The sequence below is a fragment of the Bacillus sp. CR71 genome (genome assembly GCF_003429245.1).
Lineage (GTDB): Bacteria > Bacillota > Bacilli > Bacillales > Bacillaceae_G > Bacillus_A > Bacillus_A thuringiensis_S.
This window is the reverse complement of the sequence record NZ_CP031748.1, coordinates 2,347,788-2,369,385: the sequence shown is the minus strand read 5'-3', so window position 1 is coordinate 2,369,385 and position 21,598 is coordinate 2,347,788. Positions and strand designations below refer to the sequence as shown.

The window sequence follows — 21,598 nt, the reverse complement described above, 5'->3', positions numbered from 1 at the left end:
TTACATATCAATGAAAATATGCACCTTTCCTCAGTAATATCATCAGGCATTCGCTTCTATTACAAAGATTTCATAGTATTTACATCATACTATGGGTAACTCATAAAGATTTCTATGTCTCTACCAATTACTTTTTACATTATCCCCTTAAAAAGTAATGCTCTTAATATATTCATTATTCCCTACACTTGATATGCAGGTATTGGTCTACCCTTTTCGTTCATTGCATTGCATCTTTTATACTCTCTACTTTTCCGTTAATAAAATGGATTTCTCTTTTATTCCTTCAAATTCATTTAGTAGATACATAGCTATTTTTTCAACTGCAGGTGAATCCACTATTTCTTCATGTGATCCAGGGACTGAATACCTATTTACTCTACCTTTTAATAAAGGTCCCCAATCTGTAAACAACTCTTTTCCTTCCTCAGCACTAAAGTAGAGAACTTCTCCAGAGTATGGTATTAAATCATGCTCTGCCATTATGTTCAGGCATTTCCTATGCGCATTGATAACTTGCTTCAAATTGATAAGATCTGCATCAGGCGTGAGTACTCCTTCCATAATTAATTGCTCCACAAGCATATCTTGTTTATGGACAAGGTCTCCTTCCTGCTCAGTAAGATCTCTAGGAATGAAATGCTCATATATATATGAGAGCATATCCTCACTTGTTTTATGATCCTGCTTTGAAGGTACTTTAGTATCCATGAGTACCAACAACTCAACTTCCTCACCTTGATTCTTTAATACAGTTGCGATTTCATAAGCAATCGTACCGCCTAAAGACCATCCTCCAAGACGATATGGACCTTCTGGCTGAACACGTTTTATTTCTTCCATGTAAAGTTGAATTACTTCCGGCAAAGTTAACTCGTCAATTTCTTTCTTTTCTATAAGAGGATTCTGTAAACCATAAAATGAACAACGGCTCTTAAGCAATCTTGCTAGTTGAATGTAACAGAATACATTCCCCATAAACGGATGAACGCAGAAGAAAGGTCTTTTCTCTGATTCTTGTAGTGGAACTAGCGCTGCTACTGATTTCGTCATATCATGCTTATCACGAATAAGGCATGCGATTCCTTCCACTGTTGGATTCTTAATCAATGTAGACACCTTAATCTCTTTTCCAAACTTCTCCCTAATTTTTGAAACTAATTTAATTACAAGGAGAGAGTGTCCTCCTCTATTAAAGAAATCATCATTTACATAGACATCTTCTATCTGTAACACATCCTGCCAGATTTTAATCAACTGATATTCAATTTCATCCCTTGGAATGATTGGTGTAGAAAAGTTATTTTCTCTTAAAATAGTTAAATTGTTCAATGCCTTTCGATCAACTTTTCCATTCGTTGTAAGAGGAATCTCGTCTACCTTAATAAAGTGTGCGGGAACCATATAATTCGGTACTTGTGTCTTGAGATATTCACGCCAATCATGCATACTACCATCTCCAACTACATAAGCAACCAATCTCTGCTCTCCTAATTTATCCTCTGTTACCAAAACTACTGCTTCTTTTACCAATGGATGCCTCTCTAGATTCGCTTCAATCTCTTCAAGTTCAATACGAAAGCCCCTAATTTTTACTTGATTATCAATTCTTCTCAAGTAATCTAAATTACCATCAGGTAAATAACGAACCAAATCTCCCGTACGATATAAACGCTCTTCTTCATTAAATGGATGACGGATGAATCTCTCTGCTGTTAATTCTGGGCGATTCAAGTATCCTCTCGCTATACCTGCACCCCCAATATATAGCTCACCTGTTACACCAACTGGAACAGGTAACAAATTTTTATCTAATACATAAGTTTGAACGTTCGGCAACGGACGGCCAATTGTTACTCTCTTACTATCTTTTTTGATATGATAGCATGTTGCATCAACCGTACATTCTGTAGGACCGTATACGTTATAAAAATCAATTTTTTCTGTCTCTACTAGCTGTTCCCATAATGACGGCATAATTGCTTCACCACCGACTAATATCTTACTTGGTACATGAACATCAGCACTTATTTCTAGCAATCCTCCATCTATAAGTAATTGAAGTAATGAAGGTGTCATATCAAACATTTCCAATTTATTCTCCCTAATATAGGACACAAATTGTTCCGGATTAGTGCGAACTTCACTTGGGATAATATATAAACTTGAACCATAAAGCAACATTTGTAATTGCTGAATAGATACATCAAAGGCAATTGACGCATTCAAACCGACGCGCATATTATTAGGTATTTCATGTGAGAAAACTTCTTTTTGTAAACCATAGGATAGGTTTATTACAGAATGGTGCTGTACTAAAGCCCCCTTTGGATTCCCTGTCGAACCAGAAGTATAGATAACATACGCTAAATTTTCCCCTGTTACCTCACATATTGGTGAAAGTTTGCTTTCTTGAGAAAGCATTGCTTGGTCCCTATCTAGGCAAACTGTCTTGATGTCTTTAGGTATCCAGCCTAGTAATACTTTATTTGTAACTAACACTTTAATTCCTGTGTCTTCTAAAATATATTGTAGGCGGCTTTCCGGATTCGATGGATCTAATGGAACATAGGCTGCTCCAGCCTTCCAAATTCCCATGAGACCAACAACCATCTCAACTGAACGCTCAAAGCAAAGGCCAACTAATGACTCTGTCCCAATTCCACATTTCTGTAAATGATGTGCTAATTGATTAGCTCTTTCATTCAGCTCTCGATATGTTAGTTGCTGTTTTTCATCTACCACTGCCAACGCGTCAGGCGTACGATTTACTTGCTCTTCGAATAGTTGATGAATTACATTTTGACGTTGATAGGATATAGTATTATTATTCCATTCTTCCAATAGCTTTCTTTGTTCAGCTTCCGTAATATATACTAGCTCCGATAGATTTTGATCAATGTTTTTGAGCATTTGCATTAACACTTGGTGTAAATGACCCAGCATTCGTTCAATGGTTACTCTATTAAACTTACTACGGTCATACATTAACTTTAACGATAACTGGATTCCTGGAACTACAGCTAACCCTAATGGGTAGTGGGTTTGTTCTACCCCTTCCAATTCACCAATTTCCAGATTTTCTGAAGACTCCTCTTTCACTGGATAATTTTCAAACACATATAAACTATTGAACAGCGGTATTCCTCTAGGAACTTCACTCCACCCCTGAATCTCTGTCAAAGAAGCATACTCATATTGTCTTCTTTCTATCTCTTCCTCTTGTATCTTCTGCAACCAATCTATTAATTTTATATCATCCATCAATTGAATTCGCGTCGGTGACGTTGTAATGAAAGGACCTACGATGTTTTCAACATCAATAATCTCCGTAGAACGCCCTGAGCTTGTTACACCAAAAACAATGTCATTTTCTCCACTATATCGGCTCATGAGATATGCCCATGCACCTTGAATTACTGTACTCAAAGTAAGTTTATTGCGTTTCGCCCATCCTTGTAACGCTTGAGTCTGCTCTTCTGATAAATACTTAACCTTCTCTGTGTAACCTTTTTCTTCCTCTTTACTTTCTAAGCCCAGTAAAGTTGGTGCAGTAAAACCTTTTAGCTTCTCTCTCCAGAATTGTTCCGCCTGCTCCTTATCTTGTTCTCTGAGCCATTGGATATATTTCTTATATGGTGAGGACTTAGGTAACTTCACAGCTTCTCCATTCATTCTCTTTTGATAGACTGTAAGTAATTCATTAAATACTAATGGTAAACTCCATCCATCCAGTAAAATATGGTGATGGGTCCAAACAATCCGATATTCTTCCTCACCTTCTTGAATGACTGTTACCCGCATCAATGGTGCTTCATCAAATTGGAAGGCTTGTTTTCGATCTAATTCCAAAAAGACTTTTCTTTTTTCCTCTATCTCTTCACTCGTCATTGTACGCCAGTCTTCTTTGTTCACTTTAAATGGGATATTTTCATACACCACTTGTACAGGTTCTTCAATTTCGTCCCATACAAATGCTGTACGAAAAATTTCATGCCGCTGAATTACAGATTTCCACGCCTGCTCAAATGTAGGAATATTCATTTTCCCTCGAATCATAAAACTCAATTGCACTATATACGGTGCAACATATTCATCCCCTTGGTCATGCAATGTGTGGAAAATCATACCTTCTTGCAAAGGTGATAATGGATATAAATCAGTAATCTGATTGTTCTTTCCGCGATGCATTTTGTTTAGTACATTTGTCAAACCTTCTTGGCTAAGATTAGCCATTGCAAAATCCGAAATGGTCAGTGCAGATTCTCTATCTGAAAATTGGATCAATGTACTCAGTTGATATAGCATATTCTGTGCAATACTTTGAATCGTTAATTTGGCAAATTGTCCAACATTGTATACCCAAGTGAATTGAAGTTTTCCATCCGTTACAACCCCAATTACATCAATTACATGCGATCGCTTGGAACCGGCAGCATGATCTAAACGCTTAAATTCGTTCTCTGGAATAAACATTGCATCGCTAGAAAACAATTGGTCAAATTGTCCAAGATAGTTAAAACTAATAGACGGTGTATATTGGAAGCTTAATTGCTCACACATTGTTGCGTTCATGTAACGCAACACCCCATAATCAACACCCTTATTAGGAATTTTGCGAACTTGTTCTTTAACTGCTTTTAATGCTGCAATTGGCGTATTAGCATTAGTAATATTTAAATGAACTGGGTAAATACTTGTAAACCATCCCACGGTTCTCGATAAATCAACATCTTCAATAATCTCTTCTCGACCATGTCCCTCTAAATCTACGCTTAATATCGGCCGCCCCGTACATGCTGCTGTAGCTTGTACCAATGCTGCTAATAATACTTCATTGATTTGGACACGGTGAGTGCTTAAAGTCTCTTGCAATAACATACGGGTCTCATTCTCGTTTAACACCACAGTAATTTCCTCAGTTACTGCGCTTACTGGATTACTTATAGTACCATCTACTGGCAGTATAACTACGTCTTGTTCAGCCTGCTGCTCCCAGTAATGTAGCACTTCTTTTGATATTCCAGTTTCAGCGTAATGTTGTAATTTCTCCGACCATTCTTTAAAAGATGTACTCTTCATAGGTAATTGAATTTTTTGTCCTTGGACTGCTTGCGTATACGCTGTTTGCAAATCTTCCAATAAAATTCGCCAAGAAACACCATCCACGGCTAAGTGATGAATTGTCCAAAATAATCGGCCAGTCTTCTCATCTTCATCAAAATACACCATTCTCATTAAAGGACCATCATGTAAATTCAATCTTTCTTGTGCAACATTAATCTCTTTTTGAATAACTTCATGCCAATCCGCTTCCGGCACTTCGTCTAATGAAATGACAGTCAGCATCAATTGTTCTTTAATTCCTTCATTCCACTGTTCCCAAGTCCCATTAGGTAAACGTTCATATCTTAAACGCAGGGCATCATGATGAAGTAGAAGGCTACGCGCTGCCTTTTCCAGTGATCCTATGTCCAATTTTTCTTTCGTTCTAAAGAACATGGATTGATTCCAATGATGTGGATTAGGATGATTTTGTGCAAAAAACCTTTGCTGAATAGGTGTAAGTATCGTCTCTCCAGTTATAATTCCTTGTTCAGCTTGTACACCTTGTTCTTCTTTGACTACTTGCGCCAACTCAGCAATCGTTTGGTGTTCAAATAGTTGTTTTGGTGTCAACTGTAAACCAGCTTGCTTTGCACGAGAGACAATCTGAATGCTAAGAATTGAATCTCCACCAATTTCAAAAAAGTTATCATAAATACCAATACGTTTTGAACCTAGCACACGTTCCCAAATGATAGAAAGCTTATGTTCACGTTCATTTCTTGGGGCCTCGTAGCCTTCTTGTGTTCCTTGATAATCTGGTATAGGTAACGATTTCCGATCAACCTTTCCATTTATGGTTAGCGGTAATTCTTTCATTTCGACAAAGTAGGAAGGTATCATATGGATTGGCAGTTTTGTTTTAAGATACTCTCGCCATTCTTCTAAACTACCTTCGCCCACTACATAAGCTACTAATCTCTTATCTCCCGACTGATTTTCCCTAACTATTACAACTACCTCTTTTACCAAGTCATGCTCTTGTAAAGTCGACTCAATCTCCCCAAGTTCGATTCGAAATCCTCTAATCTTCACTTGATTATCCATTCTTCCTAAGTAGTCTATATTACCATCTGGAAGATATCTCACAAGATCGCCTGTTCTATATAACCTCTCGCCTTCTTTGAATGGATGAGAAATAAATCGTTCGGATGTTAACTCTGGACGATTCAAGTACCCCCTTGCTAGACCTGCTCCTCCGATATAAAGTTCCCCCATCACACCAACTGGAACTGGTAACCTATTTCTATCTAATACATAAGTTTGGACGTTAGGCAATGGACGCCCAATTGTTACTCTCTTACTATCTTTTTTGATATGATAGCATGTTGCATCAACCGTACATTCTGTAGGACCATATACATTATAAAACTGTATTTTATCAGTCTCTACTAGCTGTTCCCATAATGACGGCATAATTGCTTCACCACCAACCAGTACCTTACTTGGAACATGAATGCCATCGCACGTTTCTAACAATCCGACATCTATAAGTAATTGAAGCAATGAAGGTGTTATATCAAAGATTTCTAACTTGTTCTCCCTAATATAAGCTACAAACTGCTCCGGATCACTTCGTACTTCATTTGGAATAATATACAAACTTGAACCATAAAGCAGCATTTGTAATTGCTGGATAGATGCATCAAAGGCAATTGACGCATTTAAACCGACATGCATGTTAGATGGTATCTCATGTTCGAAAACCTCTTTTTGTAAACCATGTGACAAGTTTAGTACAGAATGATGCTGTATCAAGACACCCTTTGGATTCCCCGTTGATCCTGAAGTATAGATAACATACGCTAAGGTTTCTCCTGTTACTTCACATTTTGGTGAAAGAATGCTTTCTTGTGAAATCATTGCTTGATCCCTATCTAGACAAACTATCTTCATTTCTTTAGGTATCCAGTCTTCCAATGACTCGTTCGTAACTAATACTTGAATTCCAGTGTCCTCCAAAATATATCGTAGGCGACTTTCTGGATATGATGGGTCTAATGGAACATAGGCTGCTCCAGCCTTCCAAATCCCCATAATACTAACAACCATCTCAACTGAACGCTCAAAGCAAAGTCCAACCAATGATTCATTCCCAATTCCGCATTGCTGAAGATAGTGGGCCAATTGATTAGCTTTTTCATTCAGCTCTCGATACGTTAACTGCTGTTTTTCATCTACCACTGCTACCGCATCAGGTGTACGATTTACTTGCTCTTCAAACAGCTGATGAATCGTACTTTCCTGTAGATATGCTACAGCATCATTATTCCACTCTTCCAACTGTTTTTGCTGTAATCCTGATAATATAGGCAACTTAGCTAATGATTTATCAGGATTCTCCACGATTACATTCAACCAGTTCCCAAAATGTTCAGCCATGGATTCAATAGTTAAGCTGTCAAATAAATCAGTTCTATAAACAAAAGTAAGTAATAAACCCTCTTCCACTTCTGCAGCAGTTAAACTTAAATCAAACTTAGCGATAGGGGCATTACTTTCCATTACTTCTATATTTCTTCCATGTAGTTCTGGTAGCTTCTGTCCCGTATTTTGCAAAGTAAACATGGTTTGGAAAATCGGAGAATGGCTTGTATTTCGTTCAGGTTGGATAACCTCTACAATTTTCTCAAACGGAACATCTTGATACTCATACGCCTTCAATGCTTTTATCCGTACTTGAGACAACAACTCTTGAAATGCCGGTGCATTACTTAAATCAGCTCGATAAACCAATGTATTGACAAAGAAACCAATCAGTCCTTCAATTTCTCGATAATTTCGATTTGCAATTGGGCTACCAACAATAATATCCGTTTGTCCCGTATAACGAGCAAGGAAACTTTGATACGCTGCCAATAAGGTCATGAAAAGTGTGGCCCCTTCTTGACGACTTAGTTCGTTTAATTTATCCAGTAATGAGCGCGATAACAAAACATTATGAGTTAATCCATGGTGGGTTTGCACTGGCGGACGCGGACGATCCATTGGCAACATTAAGACTGGTAACTCACCGGATAATTCTTCCTTCCAATACGCAAGTTGTTGATATAGTAATTCATCTTTCAACCATTCTCTTTGCCACTGAGCAAAATCGGCATATTGAACTGGTAGTGGTTCCAGCTCTGCTTGTTTTTCACCAATCGCATTCTCATAAAATGCCATCCATTCTTGAAGTAAGATTTCCATCGACCATCCATCTGAGATAATATGATGCATATTACACAGAAGAATCCATTCTTCTTCTGAAATTCTTATGAGTTTCCCACGGAACAATGGCCCTTGTTCTAAATCAAATGGAGATTCGACTTCAGTTTGAATCCATTGCTCCAACTTTCTTTCTCGCTCCTCTAATGAAAGCTTAGTTAAGTCCATTTGCAGAAGCGGACGGAAAACGTACGGTTGAATCTGCTGGATAGGATGGCCATCCTCTTCATAAAATACAGTCCGCAAAGATTCATGACGCTCTATCAACTGATTCCATCCCAACTCCAATGCCTCAGGTAACCAATTCCCTGTAAGACGGCATGCCATTGGCATATTATAAAGTGCACTATTAGGTGCAAATTGATCAATAAACCATAAGCGCTGTTGGGCATAAGACAGTGGAATATTTCCCCCTCGTTCTATCGGCATCAATGGTGGAATTTCTCGTTTTTCGCTCCCCTTACGTAACTGATCTATTCGTTTCGATAATGCCTCGACCGTTGAATATTCGAACAGTTCACGTACTGGCAATTTGATTTGAAAGACCTCCTGTAAGCGTGAGACCACTTGTGTAGCAAGTAGAGAGTGACCACCGAGCTCAAAGAAAGAATCCTGAACATCAATGTCTCTTATTCCTAGCACTTGACTCCACACTGAAGCAATAAGTTCTTCCAGCGGAGTTCTTGGGTATACAGTATTTTCAGCGGATTGTTCACTAAGTATAGGCAATGCCTTCAAATCAAGTTTTCCATTCGGTGTAAGTGGTAAAAATTCCATCTCAATAAAGTTTGTTGGAACCATGTAATTAGGTAAATGTGTTTGTAGATGTTCTCGCCATTCATGGACACTTCCTTCACCAACTACATAAGCTACTAATCTCTTATCACCTTGATTATCCTCTCGCACCAATACAACAGCTTCTTTCACAGAAGAATGCGCCTGCAAAACAGCTTCTATTTCTCCCAATTCAATCCGGAAACCACGAATTTTCACTTGGTCATCTATACGTCCATGGAACTGGAGATTACCATCAGAAAGATAACTTGCTTTGTCTCCTGTATAATAGAGACGTTCTCCTGACTTGAAAGGATGTGGAATAAATTTTTCCTTTGTAAGATCCGGACGATTAGCATATCCACGTGCAAGACTCTTCCCTCCAATATAGAGATCTCCAATTACACCAATTGGTACTAGCTGAAGATGAGAATCTAACACATAAACTTCTGTATTCGCAATCGGTCGACCAATCGATGGCGTACCTGTTGTCACTCCTACAGGTACATAACAATCTGTGGTAACAACGGTATTTTCCGATGGACCATACTGATTAATTACCGCAAAAGGAATATCGTTAGATGGATACTGTGTTAATTGATCCCCACCAGTAATGATAAAACGAAGATCCGTTTTATCTGGCCAAGATAATTTCAAGAGTCTTTCCAGAATAGGCGTAGGTGCAAAACTAGCTGTTATTCGTGAATCAATGAGCCAGTCCCTTAGTGCTTCTGGATTAATTCTCAGTTCCTCTGTTGACAAGTAGAGTGCTGCACCAGCAGTTAGATACGGCCAAATCTCCTGGACAGCCGAATCAAAAGCAACCCCTGCAATCTGAGTCGCACGATCCTCTGCTGAAATACGATAAACTTCTTGATGCCAAGAAACCATATTCATTAATGAGCGATATTCAACCATAACACCCTTCGGTTTTCCTGTAGAACCAGAGGTATAGACAATATAGGCTAAGTTCTCTGGATTTATTTGACGTGTAGGTGCAATTACGCTTTCCACCGTTAATTCTTCTAACCTCACCATTTCGACGTGTGCGAAATGTCCTTCTTGTACTTCCGCCGTCACTACAAATTGAATTCCTGCATCTTCAATCATGTATTCTAACCTTGATTTTGGATACAACGGGTCTAAAACAACATAAGCTCCACCAGCTTTTAAAATGCCTAGTAAACTTGCCATTAGCTCTGCTGACCTCGGAAGATAAACTCCCACCACTGACTCTGGGGCTACTCCCTTTCGCTGTAAAACATTTGCCAACTGATTTGCTTGTATATCCAGTTCACCATAAGTCCACTGTTTTGTTTGATCAACTATCGCAATCGCATCAGGACGCATTGCTACTTGCTCCTCAAATCTTTCGCAAATAAGACCCTGATGGGACATTTCCATTACAGTGTCATTCCATGTTTCTAATAACAAATTACGCTCGGGTTCCGATAGCATGCTCAGGTCATGCAACGGATTTTGTGGGCGATGAGAAACTTCATATAGCCATTTCTCAAAGTGTCCTGCCATCCGTTCAATAGTAGTAGCATTGAATAAATCCTTATTGTATTCAAAAGTAAAAAGTAATCCCTCTTCTGTCTCAACTGCCATCACACTTAAATCAAACTTTGCAATTGGACTATGGCTTTCTATCATTTCAATACTTCTACTAGATAACACCGGAAACTCTTGTTTCATATTTTGCAAGATGAACATAGTCTGGAAGATTGGCGAATGACTTGTACTTCGCTCCGGTTGCACAACTTCTACAATTTTTTCAAATGGGATATCTTGATATTCATACGCCTTCAATGCCTTTTGACGAACCTGATACAGTACATCTTGAAATGTCGGTCCACCACTCAAATTAGTTCGATAAACCAGCGTGTTAACGAAGAAACCAATTAGTCCTTCAATTTCTCTATAATTCCGATTCGCAATTGGGCTTCCGACCAAAATATCTTCTTGTCCCGTATAACGAGATAGAAAACTTTGATACGCAGCCAACAGCGTCATGAAGAGTGTAGCCCCTTCTTTTCGGCTAAGTTCATTCAATTTATCATGTAGCGTGCTTGGCAAAACTAGAGTGTATGTCGACCCGTGATGAGTTTGTATTGCAGGACGCGGGCGATCCATAGGAAGTTGGAGTACAGGAAGCTCCCCAGACAATTCTTCCCTCCAATATTGAAGTTGTTGATCAAGCACTTCCTCCTTCAGCCATCCTTTTTGCCACTGAGCAAAGTCGGCATATTGAACCGGTAATGGTTCAAGTTCCGCCACCTTTCCATCCGTTGCTTTCTCATAAAATGCCATCCATTCTTCAAGTAGGATTCCCATTGACCATCCATCTGAAATGATATGATGTAAAGTACAAAGGAGTATCCATTCTTCCTCTCCCACGTGCAAAATACTCGTCCTGATTAATGGACCCTCTGTTAAATCAAATGGCACTTCTGTTTCTTGTTGAATGAAACGTTTAACCTCTTCTTCTCGGTCTTCAGAAGAAAGCATAGTTAAATCCGTTTTCGGAATTGATTGAAAAGCATACGATTTAATTTGCTGTACGGGTTGACCATTCACTTCTTGAAAGACCGTCCGCAGTGATTCATGACGTTCTATTAGTTGATTCCATCCCGTTTCCAATGCTTCAAGTAGCCAATTCCCTGTAAGACGGCATACCATTGGCATATTGTAAAGGGCACTATTAGGTGTAAATTGATCAATAAACCATAAACGTTGTTGGGCATAAGATAGTGGAATAGCTTCTCCTCGCTCCATCGGTATTAGTGGCGGAATCTCTCGTTTTTTATCTCCTTTACGTAGCTGTTCTAATCGCTTTGCCAGTGACTCCACCGTTGTATATTCAAATAGTTCACGTACTGGTAATTCGATTTGAAAAATTTCCTGTAAACGTGACACTACTTGAGTAGCTAGTAGTGAATGACCACCGATTTCAAAAAAGGAATCCTGCACACTAATATTTTTTATTCCTAACACTTGGCTCCAAACGGAAACAATGAGCTCCTCCACTGGTGTTCGTGATGAAGTAATATCTTCACTTATGAACTGTTCTTCTAATTCCAATAATGCTTTCCGATTCACTTTACCATTTGGAGTGAGTGGCATACCTTCAATTTGGAAAAAGTATGCCGGAACCATATAATGTGGTAATTGCTTCTTGAGATATTCACGCCACTCTCCAGTATCCCCTTCACCCACTACATAAGCTACTAACTGCTTATCTCCTGGTCGATCTTCCTTCACCAACACGACTGCCTCTTTTACAGATGAGTGATCATGTAAAGCTGCTTCAATTTCTCCCAATTCAATTCGGAATCCTCTAATTTTGACTTGGTTATCTATTCTTCCAATATATTCTAAGTTACGATCATTCATATATCTCACCAAGTCACCCGTTCGATATAATCGTTCCCCGTCCTTAAAAGGATGCGGAATAAAACGTTCAGTAGTTAAATCCGGTCGATTGAAGTAGCCACGTGCCAATCCTACTCCTCCAAGGTAAAGTTCCCCTGCCACACCAATCGGGACCACTTGTTGATATTGATCTAACACATACAACTCTGTATTATCAATCGGACGACCAATCGGAATAAGCATTGCCTCTTTTTCTAAATCACAATCGTAATAAGTCACATCCACAGTCGCTTCAGTAGGACCATACAAGTTAATTAACTTTGTTTGCTGAACATTGTAAAAGATCCCCTTAAACCGGCGAACCTGCTCAGTGTTTAACGCTTCTCCACTAGTAAAAACTTGAATTAAAGACGATACATCCCTTTTCGAATTATATAGTTCCATATAATCTAAAAAAGTAGATAACATCGACGGAACAAAGTGCATGGTGGACACACGATATCGTTCAATATACTCCTCAATCACCGCAGGATCTTTCTCTCCTCCTGGTGGAAGTAAACAAACACGTGCTCCTACAAATGACCACCAAAATAATTCCCAGACAGAAACATCAAATGAAAACGGTGTCTTTTGTAGGATTGTATCGTCCTCGGACAATGGGTATTTTTTCTGCATCCACTGTAGACGGTTGATAACGGAATGATGTTCAATCATTACCCCCTTTGGATTTCCCGTCGAACCCGAAGTGTATATAATATAGGCTAAGTTATTTGCTGTTACTCCACTCACCGGAGCTAAATTACTCTCTTTAGAAATCATTACTTGATCCCGGTCTAAACAAATTGCTCGAATATCTTTAGGTAACCAGTCCTGTAGTGCCTCTTTTGTTAACAGCACTTGAATTTGTGAATTCTCCAAAATGTATCTCAGGCGGTTTTCGGGATAACTTGGGTCCAGTGGGACATAAGCCCCACCTGCTTTCAAAATCCCAAAGAGACCAATAATCATATCAGGAGAACGTTCAATACATATACCCACTAATGATTCAGGTCCGATACCTCGTTTTTGTAGAAAATGTGCCAATTGATTCGATTTTTCATTCAGTTCTTGATACGTTAGCTTTCCACCCTCATAAACTACCGCCACTGCATTAGGTGTCCGTGCAACTTGCTGCTCAAATAGCTCATGAATCATACAATCATGACCATAAACTACGTCCGTATCATTCCATTCTTCTAGGAGTTGTTTTTGCTCAGTATCCGATAACATTGACAGCTTTGTATATGATTCATCTGGATGATACGTGATTTCATTTAGCCAGTTCTCAAAATGTCCTGCCATACGTGCAATGGTACTACTATCAAATAAATCCGTGTTGTATTCAAATGAGACGAATAGACCTTCTTCCACTTCATAGGCAGTTAAGCTCAAATCAAATTTAGCAATAGACATATTACTTTCTACCATTTCAATACTTCTATCAGGCAAATCTAGTCGTTCTTGTTTTATATTTTGTAGCGTAAACATGGTCTGAAATATAGGGGAATGACTCGTGCTTCGTTCAGGTTGCACAGCTTCTACCACTTTTTCAAATGGTATATCTTGATATTCGTAAGCTTTTAACGCCTTTTTCTTTGTTTGGTTCAAAATCTCTCGAAAAGTAGGGATGCCACTCAAATCTGATCGGTAAACCAACGTATTAACAAAGAAACCAATTAATCCTTCTACTCCCTTATGGTTCCGATTTGCAATCGGACTACCAACTAGAATATCTTTTTGTCCCGTATAACGAGCAAGAAAGCTCTGGTATGCGGCCATTAAAGTCATAAATAAAGTAGATCCTTCTTGTCGACTTATATCCTTCAATTGACTAAGCAATTTATAAGGAAAAATTACGTGATGCGTAGCCCCAGAGTAAGTCTGCTTAACCGGTCGAGGTCGATCCACTGGCAGTTGTAAAATAGGAAGCTCACCAGATAATTCTTCTTGCCAATACGTAAGCTGACGATTTAGCACATCACCTTGCAACCACTCCTTTTGCCACTTCGCAAAGTCTGCATATTGAATGGATAATGAACTTAATTTAGCAGGATTTCCGCCCGTTTCTTCTTCATAGAAAGCAAGTAATTCATTCATGAATATACCAATGGACCAAGCATCAGAAATAATATGATGCATCGTACACAGTAATAACCATTCATCCTTCTCTAATTGAACAAGCTGATTACGAACTAAAGGACCATTCATTAAATTAAATGGTTCTTGCGCTTCTCTCGCAATTAAACTATCTACCTCTTTTTCTTTTACTTCTAGAGGAAGTTGAGAGTAATCTCTTACAGGTAATGCTCTAGGAAGGAATTCGACAATTTGTTGCACAGGTTGTTCTCCTACTTCTTTAAAAACAGTTCGTAATGATTCATGGCGTTCAATGAGTCGATTGAATCCCTTTTCTAATGCTTCAGGTATCCAATTTCCTTTTAGATGCCATACCGTTGGAATATTATATAAAGAACTATTTGGATTAAATCTGTCCATAAACCACAAACGTTGTTGTGCATAAGACAACGGGAGTGCTTCTTTATTCTCCTTTTTTTGCATTTGCTTCTGAAGCCATGCTCTCTTCTCAGGAGAAAGTGAACTCAGCTTTGCAAGTAAATCACTTCTCATTTTTTTACCCCTTCCTCAATCAAATTACTCTCGAATATCCCTTGTGCTTCTTCCTCTGATAGCTCTTCTAATTGCTTAAGTAGTTCCAGTAATTCTTCATCATTACTCACTTCTGCTTCCTTTTGAATATAGTCTTGAAGACTTACATTCTCCTTACTACCATTCTGCATTTCTTGATTTTTGTTATCGAGCAATTGATCAATCTGTTCTGCCAATTGCTCCACCGTATGAAACATAAATAAATCATGCAATGGTATGTCGATTGCAAAAGCCTCTTTAAGATTAGAAACAGCTTGCGTAGCAAGTAATGAATGGCCACCAATTTCAAAAAACGAATCCTGAATTCCGATGTTTTCCATACCTAAAACTTCATGCCATATCGAAACGATTGTTTTTTCCGTAGACGTACGAGGAGCAATATAACCACTTGCTATCTCCTGTTTCTCTGGTGCTGGTAAAGCCTTCCTATCAATTTTCCCATTAGGAGTGAGTGGAAATGCATTTAATCCAACAAAATAGGCTGGGATCATATAATTTGGTAGTTGATCCTTGAGATAATCACGCCACTTTTGAGCATCTCCGTCTCCTACAACATAGGCAATCAAACGTGGGTCGCCAGGATAATCTTCCCGCACCATCACAATAGCTTCGTTAACTAGTGTATGCCTTTGTAATATCGCTTCAATTTCTCCTAGTTCAATCCGGAACCCACGAATTTTCACCTGATGATCGATTCGCCCAACATACTCCAAATTTCCATCCGGCAAATACCTTACTAAATCTCCAGTCCGGTATATTCGCTCTCCTTCTTTAAACGGATGCGGTATAAAACGATTTTTCGTTAAGTCAGGGCGCTTTAAATATCCACGTGCTAATCCTGATCCACCAATGTACAACTCACCAACTACACCAATTGGAACCATTTTTTGTTCAGCACTTAGTACATATACTTCTGTATTGAATATTGGTTTACCAATCGGTGGGACCCTATGCATGACACCCTTTTCTAATTCCATATACGTGGAATACGTAGTATCTTCGGACGGTCCATATAGGTTGTACACCTTTTCAATCGTATTTCTCTCGTATAAATCTTGAACAAGCGAATATGGCAATGGTTCTCCAGCCAAATTCATCACCTTTACCGAAGAAGGTATTGTTTTTGCTCGAACCAGTTCCTTTGCTGCCGATGGCACAGTATTAACCAAAGTCACACCTTTGGAAGACAACTTCTCTAGATGTAGAGCATTTTCAGTGACAATCACCTTACCACCCATCGTTAAGGGAACAAATACTTCAAAAACGGATAAATCAAAAGATAGCGAAGTTGAAGCTAACACTCCCGCTAATTCCTTTCGGGAATACGTGTGGTGCGCCCAATGAATCATTGTTACTGTATTCCTGTGCTCAATCATTACTCCCTTTGGATTTCCAGTGGAACCTGAAGTATAGATAATATAGGCTAAGTTATCGCCCGTCACTTCACTCGTACATACCGTAGTTACTTCTTGTTCTATTTCTGCTCGATTACGATCAATACAAATCACGTTGACGAATTTAGGTATAACCATTTTTTGTTGTAACTTTTCCTGCGTCACCAGTACCTTTATTTGAGCATCTTCTAAAATGTACTGCAGTCGACTTTCCGGATACGCTGGATCAATTGGGACATATGCTCCTCCCGCCTTCATAATTCCTAAAAGACCGACAATCATCTCGGATGAACGTGTAACGCAAACCCCAACTAATGATTCGCATGTTACACCATTTTTTTGTAAATAATGTGCCAACTGATTCGAGCGTTCGTCCAACTCTCGATATGTTAGTTCTTCATCTTCGCACACTACTGCAATTGCTTCTGGTGTTTTTTTCACCTGTTCTTCAAACATTGTATGAATCGTACTTTCTTCCATATCTATAACACGCGATTTATTCCATTCCTCTAGTAGTTGCTTATATTCTACTTTCGATAACATATTCAGTTCTGATAGTACACATTTTGGATGAGAGACAATTTGATTTAACCAATGTTTAAAATGACTTGCCATACGTTCAATGGTTGTATCATTAAACAAATCAGTATTATATTCAAAGGTTAGTGATAATCCTTCTTCCGTCTCAGAAGCAAATAAACTCAAATCAAATTTGGCAACAGAAGCATGGCTTTCCATGAGTTCCATTTGTCTTTCAGATAGCTGAAGAAACTCTTGTTTCGTATTCTGTAAAGTAAACATAGTTTGGAATATTGGTGAATGACTTGTATTCCGTTCAGGTTTTACGGATTCTACCACTTTCTCAAATGGGATGTCCTGATACTCGTATGCTTTTAGCGCTTTTTTTCTTACCTGCGACAAAAGTTCTTGGAACGTCGGATTTTCACTGAAATCAGCTCGATAAACCAACGTGTTTGCAAAGAATCCTATTAATCCCTCAATCTCTTTCACATTTCGATTAGCGATTGGGCTTCCAACTATAATGTCGTCCTGTCCTGTATAACGAGAAAGGAAGCTTTGATACGCTGCCATCAATGTCATAAATAAAGTGCATCCTTCTTGCAGACTTAAATCTTTGAGCTTTTCCTGTAGGGAATTCGCCACTATTAAGGACTGACTTGCACCACGATGGGTTTGAACTGCAGGTCGAGGACGATCCATCGGTAATTGTAAAACCGGTAGTTCCCCAGATAATTCTTCCTTCCAATATTGAAGGTGCTGATTCAAATTCTCCTCTTTTTGCCATTCCTTCTGCCACATGACAAAATCTGCATATTGGATAGATAACTCCTTCAATTCCACTGGTTTTCCGGTTAGTGCTCCTTCATAAAAAGCCATCCATTCTTCAAGTAAGATTCCCATTGACCATCCATCTGAAATAATATGATGCATCGTACAAATGAGAACCCATTCTTCCCTGTCCACTTTCAATATTCGTGTTCGAATCAGAGGACCTTGTCCCAAATGAAATGGTTCCTCCGCCTCGTTTTGAATAAGGCGTTTCATTTCTCTTTCCCTATCTTCCAAAGAAAGATCTGTTAGATTCGTTTGAGGAATATGTCTGAACACATGAGATTGAACCTGTTGAAAAGGTTCATCCTCTTGTTCTAGAATTGTCGTCCTTAATGATTCATGACGCTCCAACAATTGATTCCATCCGACCTCCAATGCTTCAATTGACCATTTACCTGTTAAGCGACACGCTGCATGAATATTGTACATCGCACTATTTGGCATTAATTGATCAATAAACCATAGACGTTTCTGCGCATAGGAAAGTGGGATAACTTCTTCTCGTTTCATAGGTACAAGAGGAGCAACCTCTCGTTCTTTATCTTCTTTTCGTAACTGATCCACTCGTTTCGCCAATGCTTCCACTGTATCGTGCTTGAAAAGTTCACGTAATGGAATTTTAATTTGGAACAGTTCTTGTAACCGAGAGACGATTTGAGTAGCAAGTAGTGAGTGCCCACCACGTTCAAAGAAGGAATCCTGAATACTAATATTTTCTATCCCTAACACTTGACCCCAAACCGAGGCAATAAGCTCTTCTGATGGCGTCCGAGGTAGAACATTTAAATCTCCAATAGCTTGCTCATCAGGTATTGGCAAGGCCTTTCGGTCAATTTTCCCATTCGGAGTAAGCGGGAAGTGTTCTAACTCTACAAAGTGCGCTGGAATCATATGATTCGGTAATTGTTTTTGTAAATACTCTCTCCACTCCTCGGTATTTTCATCGCTTATTACATATGCAACCAATCGTTGATCACCTGGACGATCTTCTCTAACTAATACGACAGCCTCTTTAATAAACGAACATTTTTCTAAAGTGGCTTCAATTTCTCCTAATTCAATCCTAAAACCACGCATTTTGACTTGATGGTCCATTCTACCTATAAATTCTATATTTCCATCAGTTAGATATCTTACTGAATCTCCTGTTCGATATAGTCGTTCCCCCAATTGGAATGGATGCGAAACGAATTTTTCAGCAGTAAGATTCGGACGATTTAAGTATCCACGTGCTAAACCAGCACCACCAATATATAACTCACCCTCAATTCCTATTGATTGCAAGCGTTGATTTTGGTCTAATACATATAATTGCGTGTTCTGTATTGGCTGCCCAATAGAAACAAATTCTTGATTAGGCTGAATATCAAATGCATTCACATAAATAGTGGCTTCAGTTGGTCCATAAAAGTTGGTCAATTTCACTTGTCCACTATAATTCCATTTCTGTTGAAATCGTCTAACTAACCCTGAACTTAGTTCTTCTCCACCAGAAAATACATGGCGTACGGACGAACAATTCATGTTCAATTCAATACGATTGAAGTGATCTAAGAAAACAGATAACATTGAAGGTACAAATTGAACTATAGTAACCTGATGTTGTTTAATCACTTCAGCTATAATAGAAGGATCTTTTTCTCCATCTGGAGGTAGGAAAGATACACTGGCACCAACGTGAATGCCCCAAAACAATTCCCAAACAGAGACATCAAATGAGAATGGCGTTTTCTGCAAGACCACATCCTTTTCAGAAAGCGGATATTTATGTTGCATCCATTCTAGATAATTAATTACTGAATGATGCTCAATCATTACTCCCTTTGGATTCCCTGTAGATCCTGAAGTATACATAACATACGCTAAATTTTCTCCTGTTACACCACTTATACATGGGGTTGATTCTTCTTTTTCAATTGCAGTGTAATCTTTATTCATACAAATCGTTTCTATATTTTCAGATACAAACAAATTTTTAGAATTCTCTTCCGTCACTAGTACTTCGATTCCAGCATCCTCTAATATATATCGAAGCCGACTCTCTGGATAAGTAGGGTCAAGTGGAACATACGCTGCTCCTGATTTTAGAATACCTAATAACGCTATCATCATTTGTAATGAACGTTCCATATATACTCCAACTAGAGACTCTGGGCCTACACCATGCTTTTGTAAATAATGAGCTAGCTGATTTGCACGCTTCTCCAACTCTTTATATGTAATTTGTTCATTTTCGTAACTAGCCGCGATTGCTTCCGGTGTTTTTTTAACTTGCTCCTCAAACATCGTATGAATCATGCCTTCAGCCGAATAATTAACTTGAGTATGATTCCATTCCTCTAGTAACTGTATCTGTTCTTCTTCTGTTAAATGAGTAATTTCAAATAGTTTTGAATCTAGGCTCTTCGTCATCTGAATTAATATTTGCAATAAGTGATTCTGAATCAGATTTATTGTTTCTTCATTAAAATAGCTTCGATCATACATCAACTTTAAAGTAATTTTCTTACCGGGCATTACAATGAGTGTTAAAGGATAATTTGTTTGTTCCGTGCTTGTAACATCTAGTAATCTTAAATCATCATTTCTCTCACCTTGAATTGGATAATTTTCAAACACATACAAGGTATGAAATAAGGAGCTATTTCGCGGAACCTCACTCCAGCCTTGAATATCTATCAACGAATTATACTCATACTGTCTTCGTTCCATTTCTTTCATTTGTATTTTACGAAGCCAATCTACTACTGATGTATTATCCGTTAATCGAATTCTGGTAGGTAATGTGTTAATAAATAGCCCCACCATATTCTCTGCTCCCATTAAATCAGTAGGACGCCCAGCGCTAGTTACGCCAAATACGACGTCACTGTCACCGCTATACCTACTCATCAAATAAGCCCATGCACCTTGTACTAACGTATTCAACGTTAATCGACTATTTCGTACCCACTCTTGTAAACTCTCAGTAAGTTCCTCAGATACTTGATAAGCACATTCTCCATAACCCTTCTCTTGTCCTTGTTCCTTTCTTTCCATTGCTAATGGAGTAGGTGCATAGAACCCTTTTAATTCTTCTTTCCAAAATTCCTCTGCTTGACTTTGATCTTGTTTATTTATCCATTGAATATATTTTTTATAAGGAAGAGGTTTAGGAAGATTCAACAATTCTCCCTTTATCATCTTGAGATAAACTTCCATCACTTCACTAAAGACCAATGACACACTCCATCCATCTAGCAAAATATGATGATGTGTCCAAATAATTCTCGTTTCCTCTTTTGCCTCTTTAATCGCAGTGACTCTCATCAATGGTGCTTCATCCAATAAAAATCCTTTTCTACGATCTACATTCAAAAACTGTTGTAATTTCTTCGCCCTTTCATCATGTGGATAGGTGCTCCAATCCTCTTCATGAATAGTAAAAGGAAGACGTTGGTAAACCGCTTGTAGTGGTTTTTCTACTTCCTCCCACACAAATACTGAACGTAAAACCTCATGTCGATGAATAACATATTCCCAGGCCTTTTCAAAAGTAGCAATATCCAATTGCCCCCCGAGCAAGAAGCCTACTTGTACAATATAGGAAAATGAATGTTCATCATCTTGATCGTATAAAGTATGAAACAGTATTCCTTTTTGCAAAGGTGATAAACCATATATATCAATAACGTCTCCCATTT

At 38.6% G+C, this 21,598-nt stretch carries 2 protein-coding genes; both read right to left on the bottom strand.

Translation table 11 applies throughout. The features are described from left to right. Nucleotides 1-246 precede the first annotated feature (246 nt). The gene (locus DOS87_RS12010; protein WP_208730264.1) at nt 247-15,129 is read right to left on the bottom strand and encodes a non-ribosomal peptide synthetase; all 14,883 of its coding nucleotides are present in this window, start codon (nt 15,127-15,129) and stop codon (nt 247-249) included. Continuing rightward, the gene (locus DOS87_RS12005) at nt 15,126-21,596 is read right to left on the bottom strand and encodes a non-ribosomal peptide synthetase (protein WP_097825748.1); all 6,471 of its coding nucleotides are present in this window, start codon (nt 21,594-21,596) and stop codon (nt 15,126-15,128) included. The genes DOS87_RS12010 and DOS87_RS12005 overlap by 4 nt, the downstream gene beginning before the upstream one ends. Nucleotides 21,597-21,598: the final 2 nt, after the last annotated feature.